Consider the following 26,850-nt stretch of genomic DNA (forward strand, 5'->3'; position numbering starts at 1 on the left):
ATTGATCAGTATTCGGATAGGCCCGTTGCGAGAGATGCCGTCATGCAGGCGCTCGTTTGCCAGTGGAGTTGTCCCACGGTTCGATAGTTCCCAACCGGTTGGCGCTTGCTCCGCCGACACATACGCAAAGTCGTGCGGACGGGACCCAGCATGGTGACGCGTTCCGCTGGCCGACAATGGGCGCGGCCGGCGGTTCGTCCTGATCAAGACCTGCGCAATAGCCTTTGAAGCCGGAGGCAGAGGATATCCCGGCGCAATTCTTGTCTCCGGCGCTTAACACGAGAACGGATGAGTAGGATGGCGCACTGGTCGATCGCATGCGCGGGTTTAATGGTTTTGTAGAAAGGCCATGGGTTGTTCCGGCCCTGCCGGTAAGTCGCTCTTTCGCGTAACCTTTGCAATATCAAATGCGCCCGATTTCCTTTTGCGCTTGACCTCAAGTGAACTTGAAGCCGTATCATTCACGGCAATAGGGACTTGGCAAGGAGAAACGGATAGCGATGGATGAGGATTTCTGGCAGGCCCGGTGGCGTGACAACAGGATCGGTTTTCACGAGGCGGAGCCGAATTCTCTGCTATCCAGCCATTATGCGAGGCTGAAGCTTGAGCCTGGCAGCAGGGTATTCGTTCCGCTGTGCGGAAAAGCCGTTGATCTCGATTGGTTCGTCGGCAACGGACATCATGTGATCGGTGTCGAATTCAACCAACGGGCTGTCGAGGAGGTATTTGAGCGAAACGGGTTGAGCCCGCAGGTGCGGATGGTGGGGCAGCACCGCCATTACAGTGCGGCGGCTCTCGATCTTTTTGCCGGTGACTTTTTTGGTCTCACCCCGGACATGATCGGGTCTGTCGACGCCGTTTACGACCGCGCGGCGCTTATCGCGCTTCCCGTCTCCTTAAGACGCAGATATGTGCGGCACCTGTTCGAAATCACCAATTTCGCCCGACAATTTCTTATCACGCTGGATTATGACCAGACGCAGATGGACGGGCCGCCCTTCTCGGTTCCCGCGGACGAAATCGATGTGCTCTACGGTGGCCGATACCGGACTGAACTGCTGGAGAGCCGTGAGATGACCGGGCCGATTTCGAAACGATGCGGCGGCAGTGAGAATGCGTGGCTGATTGAGCCGGCGTGATGCCCTGAAATCAGGTGGATGCGCTGTTAATCGCGGTGGGTGCGGGGTGTGCTGCCGGTCTTGCGCCGGTATGACCGGTAGAATGTCGACAGATTGCGATACCCGACCCGCTCGGCAATGTGAGCAACAGTCAGCCCCGGGTTGGCATTGATCAGACGATCGGCGGCGTCGCAGCGCTCGGTGTTGAGCATCTCGGTAAATGTCGTTCCACAACTTGCCAGATGCTGCTGCAGCGTGCGCACAGACAATCCCAGTTCGAGGGCCAGATCCTCAATTGAGAAATCGGCATCAAGGCAGCCATCGCGGGCAAGCGCTCTGGCCTTCAGGAATGTTGCCTGATGTCCGGAAAAGGACGCCCTGCCGATATCATCGCGGGACATGGTGCGGATGAGCCCGAAGAGCGCGGCCGCCGTGTCATCGATTTCTTCATCATCCCACGCGCGCTGGCGATGTGTGGCATGCGACAGAACCCGTGAGAGTGCCGGCAGCAGGGGATGTTTGCCGAGCCGTTGTGTCAGTTCACGGGAAGCCGTTTCCTGCAGATCCCGCGGTATTCGGAAAACAAGCAGTTCGGTAACTGCGCCTGAACCGATATTGGCGTCAAATATTCGTGCATTGTCGACAACAACAACACTGCCGGGGACCGTTTTGACCTCACTCGCTCCAAAATCATGGATCATCTCACCCTTCAAAACATAATTGAGATAGAGCCCATCATCTTCAGCGTCGACGATATCGGTTCTTGTCCGGCTCACTTTGTGATCCGGAACCGACAGATAGGTGAAGGAGGCCCGGGCGCCTTGTGAGTGGCGAAGGCGCGCGTTGAAGGGCCGATCGAATTCGGGACGTTCGGGCGTGAGCTTAGAAAATGAGGCACACAAACCGGAACGGTAATATTCAAACCGGCGAGACTCCTCGACATCCTCCGCCGCCCAATTCTGACATGGCACGTTTTATCCTCCAAAGCGTAAAACATGACGCCATGGCCCACATTTTGCAATCCACCGCGTCAAACGCGACAGATCCGCGCCCCACGCAAATGACGGGGCTGATGGCCTGTGCAAGTCTTCAGCTTGCCAAAAAACTGCAAATCAACTGAATGAAGGCTGGGAGGAGACATGGAGAATCTGCAATCGGAACTGGATCGTGCGGTCGAGCAGGGGGAACTGCCTTTTGTCGTTGCGACGGTCGCGAACAGGGATGGTGTCGTCTTTGAGGGTAGTGCTGGTTCGGCGGCCAACGGGCGCGATGCCGGCATGGATACAATGTTCCGCATCTTTTCGATGACCAAGGCTATCGGGTCGACGGCGGCGGCGATACTCGTTGACCGTGGCAAGCTCGACCCCGGTGAGCCTGTCGGGAACATATTGCCCGAATGGAAAGAGCTCAGGGTGCTTGAAGGTCTGGGCGATAGCGGACCCATACTGCGCGAACCCGCGACCGAAGCCACGGTCCGGCATCTCGCAACGCATACATCGGGACTCGAGTACGAGTTCTGGAACGCCGATGTTGCGGCATATATGGAGGCGACAGAACATCCTTCGGTCCTGGCCGGAACAAAGTCGTCGCTCAACTATCCGCTCATGACCGATCCAGGAACGCGTTGGGGTTACGGACCCAGCACGGATTGGCTGGGGCGCGTTGTCGAGGCTGTCGACGGACGGCGGATCGATTCGTTTTGTACGGAAGAGATTTTTGAACCACTCGGAATGACCGACACGGTTTTTGAACTCTCGGAGGCCCAAACGGCGCGCCTTGCGGATGTCAGTATCCGTGGAGAAGACGGCACATTCGGTCCAATGGAAATTGCGCCGCCGCCCAATCCGGAAGTTTACGGCATGGGGCATGCGCTGTATTCAGCGCCGAAAGACTATATCAGATTCTGCCAGATGGTCCTGAACAACGGCATGCATGGCGGCAAACAGATTCTCGGGCCGGCGGCGATGTCGCTTATGATGGAGGATCAGATGGGCGGTTTGTCGTTTGAGAAAATGACAAGCAGCTCGCCGCTGGTCTCCAATGTGGATATGTTTGGTGGAGCTCCAACCGGCCATACGTTCGGTTTCCTGCAGAACCGGGCAGACGTTCCCGGCCGCCGGCGTGCCGGTTCACTCGGTTGGGCAGGTGTGTTGAATTCCCACTACTGGATCGATCCGTCGACGGGCATTGCGGCGGTGTTCATGACCCAGTCGCTTCCGTTTGTCGAAAAGCCGCTCCTGGATTTCTATGGGCGTTTTGAGACGGCGGTTCATCAGCAGGCTTCATAGGCGCATCGCCTGATTAACAAAGCGTCGTATTCGATCGAAGGCCGCGGCCGTGTGTGAGCACGACCGCGGCCTGTGCAGCTTGAACGATGTTGGTTGCGGGAAGGATCAGCTATCGGATTGCTCCTGTTCCTCTCTCGGTCCCGTGAGGATGCGGTCGATGAGACCCCATTCGAGGGCTTCTTCGGCGGTCATGAAGTGGTCGCGGTCCAGTGCCCGCTCGGCTTCCTCATAGGTGCGGCCGCAGGCTTCGGCATAAAGCCGCGTGATGCGGCGTTTGGTGCCCTGAATTTCTTCGGCGTGGATGGCGATGTCCGATGCCTGGCCCTGATAGCCGCCCGATGGCTGGTGAACGAGCATATTGGCGTTGGGCAAGGCGGCGCGCTGTCCCGGTTCACCGGCCATCAGCAGGAAGGAGCCCATTGAGCGGGCGGTGCCCATGCACAGCGTATGCACCGGCGCGCGAATGTGGCGCATGGTATCGAACATGGCAAAGCCGCTGGTCACGATGCCGCCCGGTGAGTTGATATAAAGATTGATCGGCTTTTTCGGGTTTTCCGATTCCAGGAAGAGAAGCTGGGCGCAGACAAGCGCTGCCACGGCATCGTTGACCTCGCCGTTGAGGAAAATGATCCGCTCGCGCAGCAGGCGCGAGTAAATGTCGAAAGAACGTTCTCCAAGGCTGGACTGCTCAACGACCATGGGGACGAGTTGCATCGCTTCGCGCATCGGCGAACTCCTGTCTTCAATTGTGCTTTAAAACCTTTGAGCTGCCTCAGGCGGCGAGCATCAAGGGCTGACCATTGTCGTTCGAGACCTTCGAGCCGACGTCCAGTTGCCGGTTGGCGATCTCATGGATGATCCGCAGCGCCGTTCCGCCGGACCGGTTGGGTGCAATCTGGAAGGTTACGATGCTTTCGATGAATGGCGGTTCATCATCGCGCATCCTGTAGCTGACTTCCTGTCCCGGTGTTGCCGACACGATCTGTGAGGAGTCCGGGCCGGCATCGGCGAACCATTTTGTCCTGTATTCATCCAGACTGACGGCGCGCCATACCTTTTCCGGTTCGGCATCAAGATCGTAATCTTGTACCAGTTTTTCGTTCTCGGGCTTTTTCATCAATCCATGTCCTTGAGTACATCTTTCAGGGCATCAATGCGGGCCGGCCAGTAATTGCGGTATTTCTGCAGCCAGCGGGCGATGTGCTCCAAACCTTCCGGGTCGACCTCATAATTGACAAACCGGCCCTGCCGTTCCTCACGCACCAGCTTGGCCGCGCGCAGCACCGACAGGTGCTGCGACATGGCCGGCTGGCTGATCTCCATGCCCTCGCGCAACGCGCTGGCATTGCTGCCGCCGCCAGCGAGTTTTTCAAAAATGGCACGGCGTGTGGGATCGCCAAGCGCTTTGAAGATATCGTTCTCGATCATGAGAATACATAAGCACAGACTTATGTGATTCGCAAGTCGTGAAACTGGACGTCTGGAACAAAGAGCGGCCGGCCAGGTGTCGGCACGCCGGTCTCAGCTTGTCAAAAGCTCCCGATGCCGGCCTATGAAACGTTCGATTTCCGTCTGGCTCGGCTGCCTGCCGGTATAGGTCTCGATATAGTCGGGCATGCGCCGGATCCTGATGTCCATGGGTTCTTCGACCATCATGGAGATGTATCCGACCTGTGTGTAATAGATTGTGTGCGAGCGCACGTCGGCCTGCTCTTTGCTATAGCCATAGCGTGTGAACATGCCGCCTATCGCCTCTATGCGGTCGCGGTCGGTGTTTTCCAGACGTTTCTTCAGTTTCGGCGCTGATTGGGCCCAGTTGCGGATGGCGAAATCCAGCTTCGCGTCGAAAAGGGTGTCATCGATCCAGCAATCGAAAAGGTTGAAGACCGCCTCTGTGATGGTCTCGGCATAGCGTTCACATCGCTCTACCAGGTTTCCGGTGTTCTTTTTCTCCCAGCGTCGAACAAGAGCCGCGAGCAGAGCGTCCCGGTCCTCGAAATGCCAGTAAAAGCTGGTCCGCGACAGGCCGAGCGCCTTGGCAAGCGGCATGATCTTCACTGCTTCCACGCCAGAGCCGATCAGCATGTCGTAGGCCTTTTCCAGCCAGAGATCCTCCGACCCGCGCCAGCCCTTTGTCTTGTGCGCCACAACGTCATCCATGGGATGCTGATAGCATCTGCATTTGACGCAGGCAAATGAATCGACACTTATGTACATATTATTGACACATATGTCGATTTCTGTTTCCAATGCACTCGAGGTCGAGAGGCGTCATCGGGAGGAAGCGGTCGATGCCACGGTTGGAAGAGCCCTTGCAGTTAAATTCGGGTGGCGGACAGGCCGGCCGCAGAGTGCGCGGGTCGCGTAACAGAGGCCGCCTGTCGCGCCGGGCCGCACGTGCCGGCGGCGCGGGGCAGAACACACATCTTTCGGTCCCCTTCATTACCCGCAATGTTGCCCCGCAGGATCTCCTGTCGGAAGACGCGCTGGTCAAAGTCGAGAATGCAGCCGACAGGATCCTCGCGGAGATCGGAATAGAATTCCGGGATGATCACGAGACGGTCGAACTGTTCCGGACAGCCGGCGGGCAGGTCACGCCCGTCTCGGGTGAAGCATGGAACATCCGGTTCGAACCGGGCATGATCCGCGAAATCCTCAAAACCGCGCCGCCGCGTTTTACCCAGCATGCGCGCAATCCGCTGAACTCGGTTGAAATCGGCGGAGATGCCGTTGTTCTGGCACCTGCTTATGGCTCGCCCTTTGTCATGGATCTCGATCAGGGGCGGCGCTACGGCACAATCGAGGACTTCCGTAACTTCGTGAAGCTCGCCCAGGCCAGCCCCTGGCTGCATCATTCCGGCGGGACGATCTGCGAGCCCACAGATATCCCGGTCAACAAGCGGCATTTGGATATGGTCTATGCCCATATGCGCTATTCGGACCGGGCGTTTTTGGGCTCGGTCACCGCGCCGGAGCGTGCCGCCGACAGCATCGAGATGTGCCGTATTCTTTTCGGTGCGGAATTTGTCGATGCACATTGCGTTATCATGGGCAATTTCAACGCGACATCGCCGCTGGTCTGGGACGGGGTGTCGACCGAGGGCATCCGCACCTATGCGGCGGCCGGTCAGGGCAGTATTCATGTGCCGTTTCTGCTTGGCGGCGCCGTTTCGCCCGTCACCATGGCCGGCATGGTTGCGCAAGGCCTCGCCGAATCGATGGTCGGCTGCGCATTGACCCAGCTCGTGCGTCCCGGCGCGCCGACCATTCTGGCGTCGTTTCTTGCCTCCATGTCCTTGCGGTCAGGCAGCCCGACCTTCGGCACGCCGGAGCCGGCGCTCGGCAGTCTTGTCATGGGACAGCTGGCCCGGCGGCTTGATCTGCCCCTGCGTTGCGCCGGCAACTTCTCAACCTCCAAGCTACCGGATGCGCAGGCCATGACCCAGTCGGTCCTGTCGATGATGTCGGCGGTGCAGTGCGGCGCCCATTACATCCTGCATTCAGCCGGCTTTCTCGACGGGCTTTTGTCGATGTCCTACGAGAAATTCGTGATGGATACGGATCTTTGCGCCGCGCTCCACGCCTATCTTGCCGGTCTGAAGGTCGACGAGGACACGCTCGGCATCGAAGCCCTGGCGGAAGGCGGGCCGGGCAAGCACCTCTTCAGCACCGCGCATACTTTGCGGCACTATGAAACCGCCTATTGGGACAGCGCGCTCAATGATGACCAGCCGTTTGAGACCTGGTTCGAACAGGGAGAGGAAGATGCCATGGCAAGGGCCAACAAGGCATGGAAGCAGACGCTGGAAAGCTACGAAGCTCCGGCAATCGACGAAGCGATTGACGACGCGCTGAAGGATTTCATCGCAGCTCGCAAATCCTCGATGGAAGATCGCTGGTATTGATGGCGATGAGCAGGGCAAATCACACATGACGTCCGACCCTTTGCTGCAGCCCTACCGGCTCAAACACCTGACGCTGAAAAACCGGGTCATGATCACCAGCCACGAGCCGGCCTATCCGGAAGACGGCATGCCGAAGGAGCGGTACCGGGCCTATCACGAGGAACGGGCGCGGGCGGGCGTCGCCCTGACGATGACTGCCGGATCGGCTGCGGTATCGAAAGACAGCCCGCCGGTCTTCAACAATGTCCTTGCCTATAAGGACGAGGTGGTCCCGTGGATCCGGGAGCTAACGGACGCCTGCCATGACCATGGCTGTGCGGTGATGATCCAGCTGACCCATCTTGGTCGCCGCACCGGCTGGAACAAGGGGGACTGGCTGCCGTCGGTCTCATCCTCTCGCCATCGCGAGCCGGCGCACCGCGCCTTTCCCAAGCTCATCGAAGACTGGGACATCGAACGCATTATCGGCGATTTCGCCGATGCGGCGGAGCGCATGAAGGCCGGCGGCATGGACGGGATCGAGTTGCAGGTTTACGGCCATTTGCTCGACCAGTTCTGGTCGCCGCTCTCCAATGATCTTGACGGCCCCTATGGCGCGGACACGCTGGAAAACCGCCTGCGCTTTCCTTTGGATGTGCTGGGGGCGGTGCGCGAGCGGGTGGGTGACGATTTCATCGTCGGGTTTCGCTATACGGCCGACGAGGTGCAAAAGGGCGGGATTACCGCCGAGGAAGGGATCGAGATATCGAAAAGACTTGCCGATACCGGGCAGGTGGATTTTCTCAACGTGATCCGCGGGCGGATCCATACCGATCCGGCGATGACCGATGTCATCCCGGTCCAGGGCATGCGCAACGCGCCACATCTGGACTTTGCCGGCGAGGTCAGGAAAGCGACCGGTATGCCGGTGTTCCATGCTGCCAAAATCCCCGATATCGCAACGGCGCGCCATGCCATCGCGTCAGGCCTTCTCGATATGGTCGGCATGACGCGGGCGCATATTGCCGATCCGCATCTGGTCAGGAAAGTTATGGAAGGCCGCGAGGACGATATCCGGCCCTGCGTCGGCGCGACGTACTGTCTGGACCGGATTTATCAGGCGGGCGAGGCGCTGTGCATGCACAATGCCGCCACCGGCCGGGAACTCACGATGCCGCACGAGATCGAGCCAGCGGAGACGAAGCGGAAGATCGTCATCGTCGGGGCCGGGCCGGGCGGGCTGGAAGCCGCTCGCGTTGCGGCCGAGCGTGGCCACGAGGTCGTCGTTTTCGAGGCGGCGCCGGATCCCGGCGGGCAGGTCCGGCTGACCGCGCGATCGCCAAGACGGCGGGAGATGATCTCTATCATCGACTGGCGCATGGCCCAGTGCTCCGCGCGGGGTGTCGTCTTCCATTTCAACACATGGGCCGAGGCCGATCACATCACCGCGGAAAACCCTGATGTCGTGATCATGGCCACCGGCGGTATGCCCAATACGCAGCTTTTCGAGCAGGCGGGTGAAAAGGCCAATGTCGTGACAAGCTGGGATTTGATTTCCGGCGATGTCAAACCGGCCGGCAGCGTTCTGATTTATGATGAAAGCGGCGATCATCCGGGACTTCAGGCCGCCGAAATCGCCGCCGAGGCCGGGTCGACGGTCGAAATCATGACGCCGGACCGGGTGTTCGCCCCCGATATTATGGGTATGAATCTCGTGCCCTATATGCGCGCCCTGCAGGACAAGGACGTGACATTCACGGTGACCCGCCGGCTTCTGGATGTGCGCCGCGAGGGCAACAAGCTGACCGCGCTGATCGGTACGGATTATTCTGATCATACCGATGAGGCACTGTACGATCAGGTGGTGCTCAATTATGGCACGTTGCCACTGGACGAACTCTATTTTGAGCTCAAGCCGATGAGCTCGAACCTTGGTGCAGTGGACTATGACGCGCTGATCGGCGGGCGGCCGCAGGCGTTGCAACGCAACAGGGATGGTGTCTTCCAGCTTTTCCGGATCGGCGATGCGGTGTCTGCCCGCAACACCCATGCCGCCATCTATGACGCCTTGCGGCTGGTGAAAGACCTTTGAGCGCGTTCCGTCATATCTTCAAGCCGGCGCAACTGCGCCACAAGACTTTGCGCAACCGGATCGTCTTCGGCGCCCACACAACCAACATGGCTGAGGACGGCTACCCTGTGGCGCGGCATACAGAATATTATCGGGAGCGGGCGATCGGCGGGGCGGGGATGATCGTGGTCGAGCCGATGCCGGTGCATGCGGCAGCCGTTCTGACACGCGGCAATTTCCGTCACAGCGACGACAGTATCATTCCGCTTTTTCGCAAGGTGACCGAGGCGATCAAGGACAACGGGGCGGTCGCCATCCAGCAGCTTTATCATGTCGGCCAGCATGGCGATGCCGACAATTCTTTTCACGCCAACTGGTCGCCGTCGGGACGGCCGAGCTACCATGACAGCGATGGCAGCCACACGATGACCGGGCTGGAAATCGAGGAAACCATCGACGGTTTTGTCCAGGCGGCCCGCCGTTGCAAGGAAGCCGGATTTGACGGTGTCGAGGTATGGGCCGCTTATCATAGTTTCATCGATCAGTTCTGGACCCCCTGGTCGAACCGGCGTGACGATCGATGGGGCGGCAGCCTTGAAAACCGCACACGGATTTCGCGCGAAATCATCGACCGTATCCGCCGCCTGTGCGGAGAGGATTTCATTGTCGGTCTCGCCGTCAGCGACGAGCCCGACGTGGATGTGATGCTGTCGCGTGAATCGATTGCCGAGATCGTGGCGCTGCACGACCGGACGCAGGACGTTGACTATGTGACCTGCGGCGTCGGCGGTTATTTCGATTTCTACAAGCTGATGCCGACCTTCCTCTATCCGGAAAAGATGGGGACTGATCTGTCGCAAATCCTGAAGGCTTCGGTCAGCCATGCGCTGGTGACCGCCGAGGCCCATATCCGTACGCCGGAAAATGCCGAAACCGTTTTGGGCGAAGGTCTGAGCGATCTCGTCTCTATCGTGCGCGGGCAGATCGCCGATCCGCATCTCGCCGCCAAGGCTGAAGAGGGTCGCCCGGAGGACATTCGCGGTTGTCTGTCCTGCAACCAGATGTGCTGGGGGCGGCGATCGCGCGACTACTGGATATCCTGCGTCGTCAACCCGTCTGCCGGGCGTGAATGGGAATGGGGCGGTGACCGGTTCAGCCCGACAGAAACACCGAAAAATGTGCTGGTTGTCGGCGGCGGCCCGGCGGGTCTCGAAGCCGCCCGCGTTGCCGCTGAGCGTGGCCACCAAGTTGTGCTTGCGGAGGCGGGTCACCGGCTCGGCGGTGCCTTCGCGCTTGCCGGGAAGCAACCGCGCCGGGCGCAGATCGCCGATCTGATCGCCTGGTATGAGCGGCAACTGGCGAAGCTTGGTGTTAATGTGCGCCTCAACAGCTTTGTCGAGGCAGATGACGTGGCCGCGCATGGAGCTGATACAGTCATTCTTGCCACGGGCTCGCTGCCCGCCGACACCGGTTTCCAGAAGGCACTGCCGCAGTTCGACGACCTGCCCGGCCTGGCAAGCGGCAATGTCTTTTCCGCCGAAGCCGTGATGGCCGGCGAGGCCCGGCCGGGCAAACGCGTCATCGTTCTCGACGAGGGCGGCAACTGGAAAGGTTGCGGTACGGCCTGGAAATTGGCTGAAGATGGTCATGACGTCACGATGGTCACGCCGGATGCGCTGATCGGCAAGGAGCTGCAGCGCACAGCCGCCGATTTCCCGCTGCGGCGCGCCTTGAGCCGTTTGGGCGCTGAGTTCATCGTCGAAAGCGCGATCCTTGAATGGACAGCGGGCGGCGCGCGGGTCGTGTCCCTGCTAACCGGTGAAGAGCGGATGATCGAAGCGGACACCTTGGTCACCGCGACAACCAATGTGGCATTCGATTCGCTGGCGTGTGAGCTTGCAGAACGCGGCATTGCTTTCACGGCCATCGGCGATGGCGTTGCGGCCCGGCAGGCGCCCTATGCGATCCACGATGGGCGGCGGGTGGCGCTGGAGATATAGACATGATGATGACGACGGATGATTTGGAGCGCTTGCTCGTCGAAGTGCTGACCGCAGTGGGGTTTTCGCGCAAGGCTGCGGCTGCGCTTTCGCGCCAGACCGTGTTCAGCGAAGAGCTTGGCCAGCACAGCGTCGGCGTTGCGCATGTCTTTGATTATATTGACGGTCTTGAAGCAGGCCGCATCGACGGCGCGGCCGAGCCGGAGATAAGCGACCCGGCTCCGACTATGATCCGTATCGACGGCAAGGGCGGCCTGCCGCAGACGGGTTTCGATATGGTCATTGACCGTCTGGTGTCGCGGGCAAAGGAGCTCGGCATGTGCGCCGTGCTGCAGAACAACGCGACGACGTGCGGTTCGCTCGGCACCTATGCATTGCGGCTTTCGAATGCCGGTCTGGTCTGTCTTGCCGCCACCAACGGACCGCCGCTGCTCGCCGGGTCCGGCTCGACCAAGCCGGTCTTTTGCACCAATCCGATGGCGTTTTCGACACCACAGGCTGACGGGCCGCCTTTGTTAATCGATCAATCCTCCAGCGCCACGGCCTATGTTAATATTCGCGAGGCTGCCGAACGGGGCGAGGCAATCCCCGCCGGCTGGGCTCTCGACAGGGACGGCAAGCCGACGACGGACCCTAAGGCTGCGCTTATGGGCACGCTGCTTTCCTATGGTGGTTCGCGGGGCGCGAATATGGCGCTGATGGTAGAGGTTCTGGCGGCAGGTCTGACCGGCGCCAACTGGTCGCTCGATGCGCCGTCCGTGTTTGAAGGTGATCAGTGCCCGGCATCGGGCCTGTTTGTTCTTGCGATTGATCCGGCCGTAATCGATCCGGATTTTCCCAAGCGGATGAGCGTGCAGATCCAGCGCCTCGGGAAGGATTACGGCGTTCATATACCGGGCCTCGCCAAGGCTGAAAACAGGGCACACACGCTCTGCGGCGGAATTGAAGTCGATGACCGCGCGATCGAGCGCCTTCGTGCGCTTACGGCAGATTAGGCATCTTCAGTGCTTGCGGCGTCATGCGTGTCTCCTGACTGTCGCTGCCGCCAACCGTGACAAACCGGGCCATGGCCTCGGCCGACGGATAGCATATGGCCGTGCATGATTGCGCCGCGAAGATAGTCCCGGGCCGCGCCCACGGCTTCCGACAGGGCTGTCTTGACCGGAAGCTGCGTTGCAATTGCGGACGACAGGGTGCAGCCGGTTCCGTGGGTGTTTGGCGTGGCGATCCGTGCGTCTTCGAACCAGGAAAGACCTTCCGAGCCGGCGAGAACATCGCTGCAGATGTTTCCCTTGAGATGGCCGCCTTTCAGCAACACCGCGTTTGGCCCGAGTTTCAAAAGCCGTTTTGCCGCTTGCTCCATGTCGTTCCGGTCTCGCGGCGCGATGCGGTTCAAAAGTTCTCCGGCCTCCGGGATATTCGGCGTCAGAATGTCTGCCTTCGGCAAAAGCTCTGTTTTCATTGCGTCGATGGCGTCAGGGGCAATCAATCTCGCACCGCTTGTGGCGACACAAACAGGATCAAGGACAACCGGCACGCCGGTCAGGTGGTCGAGACATCCGGCGACCGCGCGGATGATGTCGGCTTTTGCCAGCATGCCGATCTTGATCGCGTCGATACGGATATCCTTGAGGATGGTCATGATTTGCTGTTCGACGAAAGCGGCGGGAACCTCGTGAATGCCGGAAACGCCCTTTGTGTTCTGGGCCGTGAGCGCCGTGATGACGGCCATGCCGTAGCCGCCATTGGCCTGAATTGTCTTCAGGTCGGCCTGGATGCCGGCGCCGCCGGACGGATCGGAGCCGGCAATAGCCAGAATATTCGCAACAGTCATGGGCGGTTCAACTCCCTTCGCCGGCATTATCCGAAGCAGGTTCAACGGGTTTGATCTCAGCCTTGCGGCACCCCGGTTCCATTTCAATCCACCCTGCCGCGGCCGCGATGTCAAGGAAGAAGGGCTTTCTTCGTTCGCCTGTCTTGAAATCTTCGCAGTTTCCTGCGTTGGTTGCAGAACATCCTTGATGGGAGAGTGAGATGTTCAAGCGCCTTGGAACCATTGCCGTTCTTATTGCCGGCATCGCGGTCGCGGGAACCGCGCTGGCGTCGGATACACGCCGGATCGAGACGGTCGATAATGCCGACTATTACGGGTTCGATTTGCGGGCCGAAAAGGATGTGACGCTGGATGAGTGCAAATCCATCTGTCTTTCCGACGGCGATTGCCGTGCTTTCACTTTCAACACCAAGGCGCAGTGGTGTTTCCTGAAATCCGATTTCAATCGGCTTGAGCCCTTTGAAGGCGCAGTCGCGGGCAAGGTTGTCACAGGGACCGACGGCGCTGACCTTGGCGCGCCTTCCGATCTTTCTTTCCTTGGCCGGGGCCTTTACACGGAAGCGTCTCAGAAGAAATCGGAGCTGACGGCGCGGCGCGACGGGGAAACCGGTCTGGCGGCCACTGTTGCGGCGGGTCGGAACGCGCTTGCAGCCGGCGATCCGGCTTTCGCGGTTGATGCGTTTGGCCGCGCGATAGGCATCGATCCGGGCGATGTCGATCTCTGGCTGAACCTTTCCCACGCGGCGCTCAATACGCTCTATGCCGGCAGTCAGAATGACTATTCCATGCAGCGCACCGCATCGTCAGCGGCGCTGAATGCCTATGAGCTGTCGCGCACGGCGCCGCAGCGGGCTCAGGCGCTTGATCTGCTCGCCAAGGCGCTTGAGGTTCGGCAGCAGTTCCGGCCCGCGCTTGAGGCCTACAAGGAGAGCCTTGCGCTGGTGGATTCGCCGCGTGTGCGGGCTGATTTTCAGGACCTGCGTTCGAGAAAGGGCTTCCGCGTCGTTGAGCATACGGTTGATGCCGATAGCGCCACAGCGCGGCTTTGCGTGCGCTTTTCCGACCCCTTGATGCCGACCGGCGTCGACTACGCGTCCTATGTGAGCATTGATGGACGTGCGGCCGGTGACGTGACGGCCAAGGGTCAGGAAATCTGCGCCGGCGGCCTCGAACACGGCAAAACCTACCGGCTGACCCTGCGGTCCGGACTGCCGGCGGAAATCGGCGAGATTCTCGAGGCGCCGGTGACCATCAGCGCCTATGTGCGCGACCGCTCGCCGAGCGTGCGGTTTGATGGCGACCGGTTCGTTCTTCCGGGCGCCGGGCGCAAGGGGGTTCCGGTGGTCAGCATCAATGCGGACGCGGTGGAGCTTGAACTTTACCGCATCGGTGACCGCTCGCTTGCGCCCGTCATGGCCAAGTCACGGTTCCTGCGCCAACTCGACGCCTATGACGAGGACACGATCCGCGACGAACTCGGAGAGAAGGTCTGGCAGGGCACGCTGGAGACCGGAAACGAACTTAACCGCGAAACGATAACGAGCTTCCCGGTCGACGAGGCGCTGCCGGAGCGTAAGCCGGGTGTCTACGTGATAACGGCGCGTGTCGCGGGTGAACGTCTCGATAATTGGCAAAGCCGCGCCACCCAATGGCTGGTGGTGTCCGATATCGGCCTTTCGACCTTTTCCGGAAGTGACGGACTGCATGTCTTTGCCCGCTCGCTCGACACGGCGAAACCACGCGCGAATGCGGAACTGACGCTTCTGGCGCGCAACAACGAGATATTGGGGCAGGCTACAACGGACAGTGACGGGCGGGCGCATTTTGCCGCCGGTCTCATGCGCGGCAAGGCGGGGTTGGAGCCGGCTGTCGTGACCGTTACCGGCGAGGATGGCGACTTTGTCTTCCTCGACCTTTCGCGTGCCGGGTTTGACCTGTCCGACCGCGGAGTCTCGGGACGCGCCGCGCCCGGGCCGCTGGATGTCTATGCATGGCTGGATCGCGGCATTTACCGCGCCGGCGAGACGGTGCACCTGTCGGCGCTGTTGCGCGATGATGCGGCGCTCGCGGTCGCTAACCTGCCGCTGACCTTCACCGTCGTGCGGCCTGACGGCAAGGAGGACCGGCGCAGTGTGCGAACCGGCGGCCCGGCGGGCGGCTATCAGCTCGATCTCGATTTGCCGGCCAATGCCATGCAGGGCGCCTGGACCATCCGCTCCGTTGCGGGGAACGGCGGCGCGGCGCTGAGCGAAACGCGGTTTCTGGTTGAGGATTTCCGGCCTGACCGGATCGCTGTCGATCTTGTGCTGCCCAAGGCTCCGCTGGCGGTCGGTGGAACCGAGCAGGCGGAAATCGATGGCCGTTTCCTCTACGGTGCGCCGGCAGCCGGATTGTCCGCCGATGCGGAGCTGAAACTGAAATCGGTGCGCACCCGGCCTTCTTTCCCGGGCTATGTGTTCGGTCTCGCGGATGAAGCGGCGGTGGAGAGCCAACTCGACATTGCGAGCGTTCCGCTGCTCAATGCACAAGGCAAGAGCACGGTTGATCTCTCCCTACGCACCTTGCCGGCGACAACCCATCCACTGGAAGCCGACCTGACGGTGCGGCTACGCGAGGGTGGCGGCCGGGCGGTTGAGAAAACCGGTACGATGCGTGTCAGGCCCGAAGGCCTGATGATCGGTATCAGGCCGGGTTTTGAAGGCGGTCAGGTAGGTGAGAACGCCACGGCCCGCTTCCAGGTGATTGCCGCCGGCGCCGACGGCAAGGCGGTTGCCGGTACCGACCTCAAATGGTCACTGCTGCAGATCGAGCGGGATTATCAGTGGTACCGTGAAGGCAATAGCTGGCGCTATGAGCCGGTCGAGTATACGAAACAGATTCGCGACGGTGTTGTCTCCTCAACCCCCGAAACGCCGGGCGAAATCGACGTGACTGTCGATTGGGGCCGCTACAGGCTGATTGTCGAGACGGACAGTCCGGGTGGACCGGCTTCCAGCATCGAGTTCGATTCCGGATGGCACGTGAGCACGGCCTCGACCGAGTCGCCCGACGGGCTTGAGATTGCCCTTGACCGGCAGAGCTATAGCGCCGGTGAGACGGCCAGGCTGAAAATCACGCCGCGCTTTGCCGGTGAAGCCCTGATTGCGGTTTCAAACGAGCGGCTGCATGAGGTGTTCAACGTGACCGTTCCAGGCGAAGGAACGGTGCTTGATATTCCGGTCAAGGATGGCTGGGGGGCAGGCGCCTATGTGACGGCGACACTGATCATGCCCGGCGACCGGGCCGAAAGCCGGCTTCCGGCGCGCGCTGTCGGGGTGAAATGGCTGGCGGTTGATCCGGGTGACCGCGCCCTTGCTGTTTCTCTTCAGGTGCCCGACAAAATTCAACCGAACACGCGGCTCGATATTCCGATCACTGTCTCCGGAGCAGGCAAGACGGCGCGCATCACGCTGGCGGCTGTGGATGTCGGCATTCTTAATCTCACAGCCTACCGCGCGCCTGACCCTCAGGACTGGTATTTCGGCCAGCGGCGTATGGGTGTCGAACTGCGTGATCTCTATGGCCGGCTGATCGATGGATCGCAGGGCGTCACCGGGCGCTTGCGAACCGGCGGAGACGGCCCGGGCATGGCGATCAAGGGCAGCCCGCCGCGCGAAAAGCTGGTGGCCCTTTTCTCAGGCATCGTCGAAACCGATGCCGATGGAAAGGCGACGGTTTCCTTCGATATCCCTCAGTTCAACGGCACGCTGAAACTGATGGCAGTTGCCTGGACTGATGAGGGCGTCGGGCAGGCGCAAAAGGATCTGATCGTGCGCGATCCGGTGGTCGTGACAGCCAGCCTGCCGCAGTTTCTGGCTCCCGGCGACGTTTCGCTTCTGCGTTTTGATATTGCCAATACCGACGGGCCGGATGGTGCCTATGCCGTCACGCTCGATACCGGAGAGGCGCTATCGGTTTCGTCACCGGACCTGCCCGCCACCATCAATCTGACAAAGGGTGCGAAGACGGCTTTGACCGTCGGCGTCCAGGCCGGGCAACCGACGCAGGCGGAGGTCGCCTTGCGCCTTGTCGGGCCGGACGGCACGACGGTCGAAAACCGGCAGAGCGTTGATGTCCGGCCGGCGACGCTTCCGGTCACGACACGGCTCGAACTGCCGCTGGCCGCGAATGGCGGGTCGGCTGTGGTCGATGCGGAACTGCTTGCCGCCAACTATCTGGACGGCGCCAGCGTGACGGTCGGCGTTTCGAAGTCGGATTTCGATGTCCCCGGACTTTTGATGTCGCTCGACCGCTATCCCTATGGCTGCGCAGAACAGACGACAAGCCGGGCCTTGCCGTTGCTTTATCTCAGCGAACTCGATGCACCGGCATCGCTTATCGGCGAGACAGGTCTGCGCGGTAAAATCGAGGCCTCCATCGCCCGTGTCCTGTCCTATCAGTCGGCAGCCGGCAGTTTCGGACTGTGGGGGCCGGGAGGCGGCGACCTGTGGCTCGATGCCTATGTCACAGACTTTCTGACCCGTGCGCGCGAACGCGAATATGCGGTTCCGCAGCAATCGATGCGTGTCGCGCTCGATAATCTGCAGAGCGTGCTCTCATACACAAACAGCGTTGCCGACGATGGCGACGGCATTGCCTATGCGCTCTACGTTCTGGCACGCAACAAGCGGGCCTCGGCGGGTGATCTGCGTTACTATGCCGATGCCCAGCTCGATGCGTTCCGCACGCCGATGGCGCGTGCCCAGATCGCGGCGGCGCTGGCGCTCTATGGCGATGTGGAACGGGCTCAGCGGGCCTTCGCATCCGCTTATCAACTTGCCGATGGCAGTGCAGCCGCGGATTTACGGCGTACCGATTACGGCTCGCCCCTGCGTGACGATGCGGCGCTGCTTGCGCTGGCCGGTGAAAGCCGTCCGGCCTCGCCTCTCTTTGGCGATATGGTGCGGCTTGTTTCAAGCCGGCAGATGCAAAGCCCGGCGCGCACCACGCAGGAACAGGCCTGGATGCTGCTCGCAGCCCGGGCGGTGCAGGATCAGGAAAACACGCTTCGCCTGGAGCTGAATGGCGAGACCATTGACGGTGCACTCAGCCGCTCGGTCAGCGGTGCGTCTCTTACATCCGATCCGCTTCGCCTGCGCAATAATGGGTCCGAAGCACTGACGGCGATCGTTACGACGGTGGCGGCACCGGTTCAGCCGCCCGAGGCCGGCGGAAAGGGTTTTGCCATCTCCCGTGCCTACTACGATATGAGCGGCAACGAGATATCGATCGACACTGTTGACCAGAACACCCGCTTTGTTGTGGTGCTGACGGTGCAACAGACAACCGACCTGCCGGCACAGATCGTCATCACCGATCTTTTGCCGGCCGGTGTCGAGATCGACAATCCGCGCATTGTCCAAAGTGCGGCGCTTTCGGCCTTTTCCTGGCTGGGCGACACGGCACCTGCCCACACGGAATTCCATAGTGACCGGTTTGCAGCGGCCTTTAAGACCAGCGGGTCGAACCGAGATCCCATGCGGGTTGCCTATGTGGCGCGGGCGGCGATCCCCGGAACCTATGCGCTTCCGGCAGCGCAGGTGGAAGATATGTACCGGCCTGAATTTGCCGCCCGCACGGGCGCACGTTTCATGACCGTGCGCGGCGCAAACCAGTAATGGGTCGCTGGCGCATATTCGGCTTTGCGGCAGGCGGTTTTGCTTGCCTGCTAATGCTTGCCATTGCGCTGGCTGCAACGCTTGACCGCTTCTATCCGCCTCCGCTTCCGGATGCACGAACCCTGTCGGTCGAAGTTGTCGACCGCAACGGCGCCCTGCTTCGCGTCTTCGCTGCCGAGGATGGCCGCTGGCGCATGCAACCCCGGCTTGACCGGCTTGATGCCGAATTTCTCGATCTGCTGATTGCCTACGAGGACAAACGCTTCTGGTCGCATCATGGCGTCGACCCCCTGGCGATGATGCGGGCGGCCGGGCAGATGGTTGTGCATGGCCGCATTGTTTCCGGTGCGTCGACGATCACGATGCAACTTGCCCGTCTTTTGGAGCCGAGGCCATCGCGCACCATCGGGGCAAAACTGCTGCAAATGGCACGGGCGGTGCAGCTGGAGCAGCGGCTCTCCAAAGAGGAGATTCTTGCCTGGTATCTGACCCTGGCGCCCTATGGCGGCAATCTGGAGGGCGTTCGTGCGGCGAGCCTTGCCTATTTCGGCATGGAGCCCGGCGCGCTTCGTCTCGATCAGGCGGCGCTGCTCGTTGCCTTGCCGCAGTCTCCCGAAACGAGACGGCCCGACCGGCATCCGGACGCAGCCCGCCGGGCGAGCCTCCGGGTTCTTCAGCGCGCGGCGGACAAGAACCTGATTGACGGGAACGAGGTCCGCCGTGTCGCGAATTTGAGATTTTCCGCTGAACGCCGTCCCTTGCCGGCGCTTGCCGCACATCTGGCGCAGCGGGCGCGAGCGGGCAATCCGCTAACAAAGCGGCATGAGACGCAGTTGCTGAGCAGTGTGCAGGCCCGCCTTGAAAAGGTGGCGGCGGAGGCCGCAGAGCGCCTCGGTCAGCGTCTCTCGGTGGCAATTGTCATGGCCGATGGCCGGGATGGAAGCATTGTCGCCCAGGTTGGCTCCGCAGGGTTCTTCGGCAGTGAGCGGGCCGGCTGGATCGACATGACCCAGGCCCAGCGTTCGCCCGGTTCAACGCTCAAGCCCTTTATCTACGGGCTGGCCTTTCAGGAAGGCGTTGTGCTGCCCGAAACGCTGATTTCGGATCGTCCGGCGGATTTTGCCGGATACCGCCCGCAGAATTTTGATCTTCAGTTTCAAGGTGATGTCAGCGTAAGGCGCGCGCTGCAACTGTCGTTGAATGTTCCGGCAGTCCGGTTACTTTCTGCTGTTGGGCCTGCGCGCCTCGCCTCATTGCTGCGGCGGGCGGGCATGCACTATGCGCTGCCGCAGGGCGACCGGCCGGGCCTTTCGATCGGGCTCGGTGGCATCGGCACGCGGCTTGTAGATCTCGTGCAGATCTACAGCCTGTTCGTTACAGGGAACGGGCAGGCGGCCATACTTTCCAACGGCATCGACAGACCGGCGCAAGGCAACGGAAACGGACCCGTTTTGAGCGATGTATCGCTCTGGCATGTGCGCGATATTCTGAGCGGCGCTGCGGCGCCCGCCGGTTCGCCGCAACTGCCAATCGCCTATAAGACCGGCACCAGCTACGGCTATCGCGATGCATGGTCGATCGGGTTTGATGGCCGCTATGTCATCGGCGTTTGGATCGGACGTGCCGACAACAGCGCCGTGCCCGGACTGACCGGACTGAACTCTGCCGCCCCGGTTCTCTTCGAAGCGTTTGCAAGGTCGGGGGTGGATATCGTTCCTTTCGCTCCGCCGCCTGTCGGTGCGGTGCGCATTGCGCGCCACGATTTGCCGGGACCGATGCGCCGATACCGTTCGGCGCAGGAGCGGCTGCAAAACGCGCCAAGTGGGGAGGCCGCGCCGCACATCGCCTACCCGCCGGCCGGTGCCCGCATAGCGCTCAGCCGGGGGCAGACGGGCTGCTTTCGGCCGCTCGTCGTCAAGCTACAGGGCGGGCGTCCGCCTTTCCGGTGGCTGGCAAACGGAAAACCGGCCGGCGCGCCGGTGCGCGACCGCCAATGGCAATGGATGCCGGACGGGCCGGGAAGCACGCGGCTGGCGGTTATCGATGCCGCCGGGCGCAGCGTCGATGTCGATGTGGTGATTGAATAGATATATCAGCCGGCTATTGCGCCATCACTGATTTGTGGACATCCACGTCCGCATGGCCGTCAGGCGTCATGCCGTTGCGGGCCTGATAGTTGCGGATGACAGCCCGCATCTCCAGGCCGATGCGTCCGTCCGTTCTGGGCACCTTGTAACCGAGGGACTGCATTTTCTTCTGCATCTCGACGCGCTCTTTCTTGTTGAGCGGCCGCTCGACATTCCAGTTGCCGGCAAGCGGCGAATGCCGGTTTGCAATCCGGTCCGCCAGATGACCGACAGCCAAGGCGTAGGCATCGGAGAAATTATAGGATTTCAGGACCATGAAGTTGTCGGTAGCGAGAAAAGCCAGGCCTTCAACGCCGCTCGGGAACAGGAGCGTTGCAGAACCTTTGTCAGGCAGGCTGCCGCCATCGGTGCGCACGACGCCGCGTTTGACCCAATTGCGATAGGTGTCGTCAGCCTTGGTCAGATCAATGCCTTTCGGCAGGCTGACCTGATAGCCCCAGTTCTCATTTGTGCTCCAGCCATAGCCTTTCAGATAGTTGGCGGCCGAGGCCAGCGCATCCGGGGCGCTGCGCCACAGGTCGCGCTTGCCGTCGCCATTATGGTCAACGGCGTATTTCAGAAAGCTGGACGGCATGAACTGTGTATGTCCGACTGCCCCTGCCCAGGACCCGCGCATCTGGTTGCGGGCCAGCTTTTCCTGCTGCATTACAAGCAGCGCGTTGATGAACTCTTTTTTGAAATAATCGCCGCGGTAACCGGCATGGGCAAGCGTCGCCAGCGACCGCAATGTGTCGCTGTTGCCGATGTAACCGCCATAGTTGGTCTCCATGCCCCATATCGCCAGAACCACATAGCGGTCGACGCCGTATTTGCGCTCGATTGCCTTAAGGGTGCGGTCATATTTTTTCGCCATGGCCCGCCCGTTCTTGACGATGCCGGAGGTGACCCGCTTGCCGACATACTGGCCGATGCTTCGCTTGAATTCGGGCTGGCTCTTGGTGAACTTCAGGATTTTGGTATTTGCCGTTAGGCCGTTTGTCGCCGCCTCGAAGGTTTCCCACGTGACGCCGGCGTCGGCGGCTTCTGGATAAAGTGAATCCACGTAATTCTTGAAGCTTGGGCCGGCCTCGGCCGGCGGCGGCGCGGGTAGCAGCAAAAGGACGCCTGAGAAGGCCAAAAAGACGAAAAAGAAGGTGCTTCGGGTGAACATGGCCGGAGCATAGCAAGAACACGCGCCGTGGCAAGGAGTCCGGCTGTACTCGTCCGGCGGGTATACAGAACAGCACAGCAAAGAAAATGATTGATTACTTTTACCACTTCGCATTAAACGCTATGGTTGATTTGGATGCGTGTCATCCGTGGTTGGGGGATGAGCCGAACCGATAGAAAGTCCGGCGTGTAGAGCTCGCCGCGGACAGCAGGGCGGCCGTTCAAAACAGGAATAGAAGGCGACAAACCGGCGCAAGCCGGTGAGAGCCGCACACGATTCCTGCGATGCGACGAGAGGGTATCCGATTGGAAACGGCGGTCATTATCGAATTTCTTGAAATCATTGATCAAATGGATTCGCAGGCTGAGGTCATCGAACGGCTCGAATCAATCCTCGTCAAGTATGGTTTCGAGTATTACGGACTTGTCCGTCGGCCAATGGTACTAGACGACCCGCTCAGTCTTATTCTGGCCAGCCGCTGGCCCGAGGGCTGGCCAAGGCGATATCTGCGCAAGAAATACAGCCTGATCGACCCGACCGTCAGATATCTCGGTCACGCGCGCAGGGGTTTCAATTGGAAGCAGGCCATTCCCGCCTTTGAAGCTGATCCACACTGGAACCGCATGCAGCGTATGATGGCAGATGCTCGAAACCACGGCCTGGAGGGCGGTTACAATTTTCCGGTGCATGGCCGCCAGGGGCTTTTGGGATGTCTCTCGGTTGGCGGCAAACCGGTCGATCTGAGTGTCGGCGATATGATCGAGTTTGAGGCATTGGCCAAGGCCGTATTCTGGCGCATTCTCGAACTTGTCGATCCGAAAACCCATGAGGATCTGTCCTCAGCAGTTGAAGTCAGCCTGACACAGCGCGAGATGGAGGCGCTTCTTTATCTTGCCGATGGCCTGACATCGATCGAGATCGCGCAGGTTCTTGAGCTTTCGAACCATACGGTTGATTGGTATATGAACGCCTTGCAACAGAAGCTGAAGGCTAAAAACCGCCAGCATGCAGTCGCAATTGGATTCCGGCTCGGCCTGCTCTCATGATGTGCTAGTACATTTTGGTGCAATGCACACAAAGAGCCCGCAGCCGCAGGTTCTTGGCGCATGGAGCTTCAAATAGTTTTTGAAACAGTCTAATAGATTGCGCGATAGCGTGTGGTTTGCTGCGCTGCACAGCCAGTGGAGACTTTCATCTTGCCGATTTCGAAAATTCTTGTCGCCAACCGATCCGAAATTGCAATCCGCGTTTTTCGCGCCGCCAACGAGCTGGGGCTGAAGACCGTTGCCGTCTGGGCAGAGGAAGACAAGCTGGCCCTGCACCGGTTCAAGGCCGATGAATCCTACCAGGTCGGGCGCGGGCCGCATCTGCCGGCGGATCTCGGTCCCATCGAGAGTTATCTGTCCATCGACGAGATGATCCGTGTCGCCAAGCTCTCCGGGGCCGACGCCATCCATCCCGGATACGGGCTGCTTTCCGAAAGCCCGGAATTTGCCGAGGCCTGCGCCGACAACGGTATCGTCTTTATCGGCCCGAAACCTGAAACCATGCGCCGCCTCGGCAACAAGGTCGCGGCGCGCAATCTTGCCGTCGAGGTCGGTGTTCCGGTCGTGCCGGCCACCGAGCCGCTGCCCGATGATATGGAAGAGACGGCCCGTATGGCACGCGAGATCGGTTTTCCGGTCATGCTGAAGGCCTCCTGGGGCGGCGGTGGGCGCGGCATGCGTGTAATCCGCTCCGAAGACGAGCTGGAGCGGGAAGTCACCGAGGCCAAGCGTGAAGCACGGGCGGCTTTCGGCAAGGACGAGGTTTATCTGGAAAAGCTGGTCGAGCGGGCGCGGCATGTGGAAGTCCAGATGCTGGGCGACACCCATGGCAATGTGGTTCACCTTTATGAACGCGATTGCTCCATTCAGCGGCGAAACCAGAAGGTCGTTGAACGCGCGCCCGCGCCTTACCTTGATGATGCAAAACGAATGGAGCTGGCGTCCTATGCCATCAAGATCGGCGAGGCGACCAACTATATCGGCGCCGGAACCGTCGAATTCCTGATGGATGCCGATACGGGCGAATTCTATTTTATCGAGGTCAATCCGCGCATTCAGGTCGAGCACACCGTGACCGAGGAAGTCACGGGCATCGATATTGTCAAGGCGCAAATCCATATTCTGGACGGCTTTGCCATCGGTACGGACGCATCGGGCGTCCCGGCGCAGGGCGATATCCGGCTTAACGGCCATGCCTTGCAGTGTCGCATTACAACCGAGGATCCCGAGCAGAATTTCATCCCGGACTATGGCCGGATCACCGCCTATCGCGGTGCGACCGGGTTCGGAATACGGCTCGATGGCGGCACCGCCTACTCAGGTGCTGTCATTACTCGCTTTTACGATCCGCTTCTGGAAAAGGTGACCGCCTGGGCACCGACGCCCGAAGAGGCGATCAACCGTATGGACCGGGCGCTGCGCGAATTCCGTATCCGCGGCGTTGCGACCAATCTGACCTTCCTCGAGGCCATCATCGGTCACGCGCATTTCCGCAACAACAGCTATACGACCAAGTTCATCGACGACACGCCGGAGCTGTTCGAACAGGTTCGCCGCAAGGACAGGGCGACGCGTCTTTTGACCTATCTCGCGGACGTCACGGTCAATGGGCATCCCGAAACCCGCGGCCGGATCATGCCGGATCAGGATTTAAGCGCGCCGATCGTTCCGTTTATCGACGCAGCGATCAAGGACGGCAGCAAGCAGACCTTTGATGCTCTGGGGCCTGAAAAATTCGCTTCATGGATGCGCGGGCAAAAGCGTGTGCTGATGACGGATACGACGATGCGCGACGGGCACCAATCGCTGCTCGCCACCCGTATGCGTACGCATGACATCGTGCGGATTGCAGACACCTACGCCAAGGCGCTTCCCGATTTGTTTTCGCTTGAGTGCTGGGGCGGCGCGACGTTCGACGTGTCCATGCGGTTTTTGACCGAAGACCCGTGGGAGCGGCTGGCGCAAATCCGGGAAGGTGCGCCGAACATCCTGCTTCAGATGCTGCTGAGGGGTGCGAACGGCGTTGGCTACAAGAACTATCCCGATAATGTGGTGAAGTTCTTCGTGCGTCAGGCGGCAGCAGGCGGCATCGACCTTTTCCGCGTCTTCGATTGCCTCAACTGGGTCGAAAACATGCGCGTCGCAATGGACGCAGTGTGCGAAGAAGAGCGGCTGTGCGAGGCGACGATCTGTTATACCGGCGACATCCTCAATTCCGCCCGGCCCAAATATGATCTGAAATATTATGAGGGCCTGGCGCGCGAACTGACCGATGCCGGCGCGCATATTATCGCCCTTAAGGATATGGCCGGGCTGTTGAAGCCGACTGCTGCAACCATGCTTTTCAAGGCGCTGCGCGAGGCAACGGATCTGCCGATTCATTTCCATACGCACGATACGTCCGGCATTTCAGCCGCCACAGTTCTGGCTGCCGTCGATGCCGGGGTCGATGCGGTCGACGGGGCGATGGACGCGCTTTCCGGCAATACGTCGCAGCCCTGCCTCGGCTCGATCGTCGAAGCATTGCGGGGCGGCGAGCGCGACCCGGGTCTCGATCCGGAGTGGATCCGCCGCATTTCCTTCTACTGGGAGGCCGTACGGGCGCAATATGTGGCCTTCGAGAGTGATCTCAAAGGGCCGGCGTCGGAGGTTTATCTGCATGAAATGCCCGGCGGGCAGTTCACCAATCTGAAGGAGCAGGCGCGCTCGCTTGGTCTTGAAACACGCTGGCATGAAGTGGCGCAGGCCTATGCGGACGCCAACCAGATGTTCGGCGATATCGTCAAGGTGACGCCGTCTTCAAAGGTTGTTGGCGACATGGCGTTGATGATGGTGTCGCAGGATCTGTCCGTTGCTGATGTGGAAGACCCGGATCGCGATGTGTCCTTTCCCGATTCCGTCGTGTCGATGATGCGCGGCGATCTCGGACAGTCGCCGGGTGGATGGCCGGAAGCGCTGCAAAAGAAGGTCCTGAAGGGCGACGATGCCTATGCGGTGCGGCCCGGTTCGCTTTTGAAAGATGCCGATCTCGAGGCCGAGAGAGCCGATATCGAAACGGCCATCGACCGGAGCGTCAACGATTTCGAGCTGGCCTCTTACCTGATGTATCCCAAGGTTTTCACCGATTACGCCATGGCGCAGGAAACCTACGGCCCCGTTTCCACCCTGCCCACACCGGCCTATTTTTACGGCCTGCCGGCCGGCGATGAACTTTTTGTGGATCTGGAAAAGGGCGTGACGCTGGTGATCCGCAATCTTGCCATCGGGGAGGCCAATGACAAGGGCATGGTGACCGTGTTCTTCGAACTGAACGGTCAGCCGCGGCGCATCAAGGTTCCGGACCGGGCGCATGGCGCCTCCGCCGCTGCACAGCGCCGCAAGGCGGATGCGGCAGATGAAGCCCATGTGGGTGCGCCGATGCCGGGCGTGGTCTCGACCGTTGCGGTTGCGGCCGGGCAGGAGGTGCAGGCCGGAGACGTCCTGCTTTCCATCGAAGCGATGAAAATGGAGACGGCGATCCACGCAGAAAGGGATGGCGTCATTGCTGAGGTGCTGGTAAAAGCCGGCGATCAGATTGACGCAAAAGATCTTTTGGTCGTCTACACATAATTTGAAACGGTTCCGCCGGCCGGCGGCCGGAAGCAAGCCAGTTCTG

General features: G+C 60.5%; 17 protein-coding genes and 1 riboswitch. Of the genes, 10 read left to right on the forward strand and 7 right to left on the reverse strand.

The features are described 5' to 3' along the window. Nucleotides 1–500: 500 nt before the first annotated feature. Nucleotides 501–1,139: a thiopurine S-methyltransferase gene (tmpT, locus tag OQ273_RS22155; RefSeq protein ID WP_267993286.1), complete on the forward strand. Its 639-nt coding sequence runs from the start codon at nucleotides 501–503 to the stop codon at nucleotides 1,137–1,139. Between the two features lie 26 nt (nucleotides 1,140–1,165). Here tmpT and OQ273_RS22160 read toward each other — a convergent pair whose 3' ends face one another. Further along, nucleotides 1,166–2,089, reverse strand: coding sequence for a helix-turn-helix transcriptional regulator (locus OQ273_RS22160; RefSeq protein ID WP_267993287.1), 924 nt, complete (start codon nucleotides 2,087–2,089; stop codon nucleotides 1,166–1,168). 168 nt (nucleotides 2,090–2,257) lie between these two features. Between OQ273_RS22160 and OQ273_RS22165 the strand changes: the two genes are divergently transcribed. Beyond that, nucleotides 2,258–3,406 (forward strand): serine hydrolase domain-containing protein, encoded by a 1,149-nt coding sequence (locus OQ273_RS22165; protein WP_267993288.1) that lies wholly within the window; start codon nucleotides 2,258–2,260, stop codon nucleotides 3,404–3,406. Nucleotides 3,407–3,511: 105 nt separating this feature from the next. Here OQ273_RS22165 and OQ273_RS22170 read toward each other — a convergent pair whose 3' ends face one another. The 4 genes from OQ273_RS22170 to OQ273_RS22185 all read right to left on the reverse strand — a co-directional run bounded on the left by OQ273_RS22170 (nucleotide 3,512) and on the right by OQ273_RS22185 (nucleotide 5,566). After that, nucleotides 3,512–4,132, reverse strand: a complete 621-nt coding sequence (locus OQ273_RS22170) for an ATP-dependent Clp protease proteolytic subunit (protein ID WP_267993289.1) — start codon at nucleotides 4,130–4,132, stop codon at nucleotides 3,512–3,514. A 46-nt stretch (nucleotides 4,133–4,178) separates the two neighbouring features. Beyond that, nucleotides 4,179–4,523 carry an SRPBCC family protein gene (locus OQ273_RS22175; RefSeq protein WP_267993290.1) on the reverse strand — a complete coding sequence of 115 codons (345 nt, stop codon included), beginning with the start codon at nucleotides 4,521–4,523 and terminating at the stop codon, nucleotides 4,179–4,181. After that, the gene (locus tag OQ273_RS22180; RefSeq protein WP_267993291.1) at nucleotides 4,523–4,834 is read right to left on the reverse strand and encodes an ArsR/SmtB family transcription factor; all 312 of its coding nucleotides are present in this window, start codon (nucleotides 4,832–4,834) and stop codon (nucleotides 4,523–4,525) included. The genes OQ273_RS22175 and OQ273_RS22180 overlap by 1 nt, the downstream gene beginning before the upstream one ends. A gap of 93 nt (nucleotides 4,835–4,927) precedes the next feature. Then, nucleotides 4,928–5,566, reverse strand: coding sequence for a TetR/AcrR family transcriptional regulator (locus OQ273_RS22185; protein ID WP_267993292.1), 639 nt, complete (start codon nucleotides 5,564–5,566; stop codon nucleotides 4,928–4,930). Nucleotides 5,567–5,718: 152 nt separating this feature from the next. On the opposite strand from OQ273_RS22185, the gene OQ273_RS22190 reads away from it, so the two are divergent. The 4 genes from OQ273_RS22190 to OQ273_RS22205 are packed head-to-tail and all read left to right on the forward strand — an operon-like array spanning nucleotide 5,719 to nucleotide 12,356. Then, a complete protein-coding gene (locus OQ273_RS22190) occupies nucleotides 5,719–7,311 on the forward strand; it encodes a trimethylamine methyltransferase family protein (protein WP_425493436.1) in 1,593 nt (530 codons plus the stop codon). Nucleotides 7,312–7,336: 25 nt separating this feature from the next. Continuing rightward, nucleotides 7,337–9,382, forward strand: a complete 2,046-nt coding sequence (locus OQ273_RS22195) for an oxidoreductase (protein ID WP_267993294.1) — start codon at nucleotides 7,337–7,339, stop codon at nucleotides 9,380–9,382. Continuing rightward, entirely contained in the window at nucleotides 9,379–11,361 is a 1,983-nt protein-coding gene (locus OQ273_RS22200) for an oxidoreductase (RefSeq protein ID WP_267993295.1), read from the forward strand. Before OQ273_RS22195 ends, OQ273_RS22200 begins: the two co-directional genes overlap by 4 nt. 2 nt (nucleotides 11,362–11,363) lie before the next feature. Beyond that, nucleotides 11,364–12,356 (forward strand): Ldh family oxidoreductase, encoded by a 993-nt coding sequence (locus OQ273_RS22205; RefSeq protein WP_267993296.1) that lies wholly within the window; start codon nucleotides 11,364–11,366, stop codon nucleotides 12,354–12,356. On the opposite strand, the gene thiD is transcribed toward OQ273_RS22205, so the two are convergent. Continuing rightward, nucleotides 12,353–13,195, reverse strand: a complete 843-nt coding sequence (gene thiD, locus OQ273_RS22210) for a bifunctional hydroxymethylpyrimidine kinase/phosphomethylpyrimidine kinase (protein ID WP_267993297.1) — start codon at nucleotides 13,193–13,195, stop codon at nucleotides 12,353–12,355. The genes OQ273_RS22205 and thiD overlap by 4 nt on opposite strands. Next, a riboswitch (TPP riboswitch) is annotated at nucleotides 13,191–13,280 on the reverse strand. Its footprint overlaps the gene before it by 5 nt. A gap of 115 nt (nucleotides 13,281–13,395) precedes the next feature. Here thiD and OQ273_RS22215 point away from each other — a divergent pair. Both OQ273_RS22215 and pbpC read left to right on the forward strand, forming a co-directional pair. Then, nucleotides 13,396–18,852 (forward strand): alpha-2-macroglobulin family protein, encoded by a 5,457-nt coding sequence (locus tag OQ273_RS22215; protein ID WP_267993298.1) that lies wholly within the window; start codon nucleotides 13,396–13,398, stop codon nucleotides 18,850–18,852. Then, nucleotides 18,852–20,939 carry a penicillin-binding protein 1C gene (pbpC, locus tag OQ273_RS22220; RefSeq protein ID WP_267993299.1) on the forward strand — a complete coding sequence of 696 codons (2,088 nt, stop codon included), beginning with the start codon at nucleotides 18,852–18,854 and terminating at the stop codon, nucleotides 20,937–20,939. Before OQ273_RS22215 ends, pbpC begins: the two co-directional genes overlap by 1 nt. A 13-nt stretch (nucleotides 20,940–20,952) precedes the next feature. On the opposite strand, the gene OQ273_RS22225 is transcribed toward pbpC, so the two are convergent. Beyond that, the gene (locus tag OQ273_RS22225; RefSeq protein ID WP_267993300.1) at nucleotides 20,953–22,149 is read right to left on the reverse strand and encodes a lytic murein transglycosylase; all 1,197 of its coding nucleotides are present in this window, start codon (nucleotides 22,147–22,149) and stop codon (nucleotides 20,953–20,955) included. A gap of 284 nt (nucleotides 22,150–22,433) precedes the next feature. On the opposite strand from OQ273_RS22225, the gene OQ273_RS22230 reads away from it, so the two are divergent. Then, on the forward strand, nucleotides 22,434–23,195 hold the full coding sequence (locus OQ273_RS22230; RefSeq protein ID WP_484496884.1) for a LuxR family transcriptional regulator: 762 nt from the start codon (nucleotides 22,434–22,436) through the stop codon (nucleotides 23,193–23,195). 150 nt (nucleotides 23,196–23,345) lie between these two features. Then, a complete protein-coding gene (gene pyc, locus OQ273_RS22235; RefSeq protein ID WP_267993302.1) occupies nucleotides 23,346–26,804 on the forward strand; it encodes a pyruvate carboxylase in 3,459 nt (1,152 codons plus the stop codon). Nucleotides 26,805–26,850 lie beyond the last annotated feature (46 nt).

The organism is Hoeflea prorocentri (assembly GCF_027944115.1).
Lineage (GTDB): Bacteria > Pseudomonadota > Alphaproteobacteria > Rhizobiales > Rhizobiaceae > Hoeflea_A > Hoeflea_A prorocentri.

Bases quoted from the DNA above. Each gene is read 5' to 3' on its own strand.
- OQ273_RS22180 (WP_267993291.1), bottom strand. From the start codon at position 4,834: ATGATCGAGAACGATATCTTCAAAGCGCTTGGCGATCCCACACGCCGT.
- OQ273_RS22165 (WP_267993288.1), top strand. From the start codon at position 2,258: ATGGAGAATCTGCAATCGGAACTGGATCGTGCGGTCGAGCAGGGGGAA.
- OQ273_RS22195 (WP_267993294.1), top strand. From the start codon at position 7,337: ATGACGTCCGACCCTTTGCTGCAGCCCTACCGGCTCAAACACCTGACG.
- OQ273_RS22205 (WP_267993296.1), top strand. From the start codon at position 11,364: ATGATGATGACGACGGATGATTTGGAGCGCTTGCTCGTCGAAGTGCTG.
- OQ273_RS22225 (WP_267993300.1), bottom strand. From the start codon at position 22,149: ATGTTCACCCGAAGCACCTTCTTTTTCGTCTTTTTGGCCTTCTCAGGC.
- tmpT (WP_267993286.1), top strand. From the start codon at position 501: ATGGATGAGGATTTCTGGCAGGCCCGGTGGCGTGACAACAGGATCGGT.
- OQ273_RS22230 (WP_484496884.1), top strand. From the start codon at position 22,434: ATGCGACGAGAGGGTATCCGATTGGAAACGGCGGTCATTATCGAATTT.
- OQ273_RS22170 (WP_267993289.1), bottom strand. From the start codon at position 4,132: ATGCGCGAAGCGATGCAACTCGTCCCCATGGTCGTTGAGCAGTCCAGC.
- OQ273_RS22215 (WP_267993298.1), top strand. From the start codon at position 13,396: ATGTTCAAGCGCCTTGGAACCATTGCCGTTCTTATTGCCGGCATCGCG.
- OQ273_RS22185 (WP_267993292.1), bottom strand. From the start codon at position 5,566: ATGGATGACGTTGTGGCGCACAAGACAAAGGGCTGGCGCGGGTCGGAG.
- thiD (WP_267993297.1), bottom strand. From the start codon at position 13,195: ATGACTGTTGCGAATATTCTGGCTATTGCCGGCTCCGATCCGTCCGGC.
- OQ273_RS22175 (WP_267993290.1), bottom strand. From the start codon at position 4,523: ATGAAAAAGCCCGAGAACGAAAAACTGGTACAAGATTACGATCTTGAT.
- pbpC (WP_267993299.1), top strand. From the start codon at position 18,852: ATGGGTCGCTGGCGCATATTCGGCTTTGCGGCAGGCGGTTTTGCTTGC.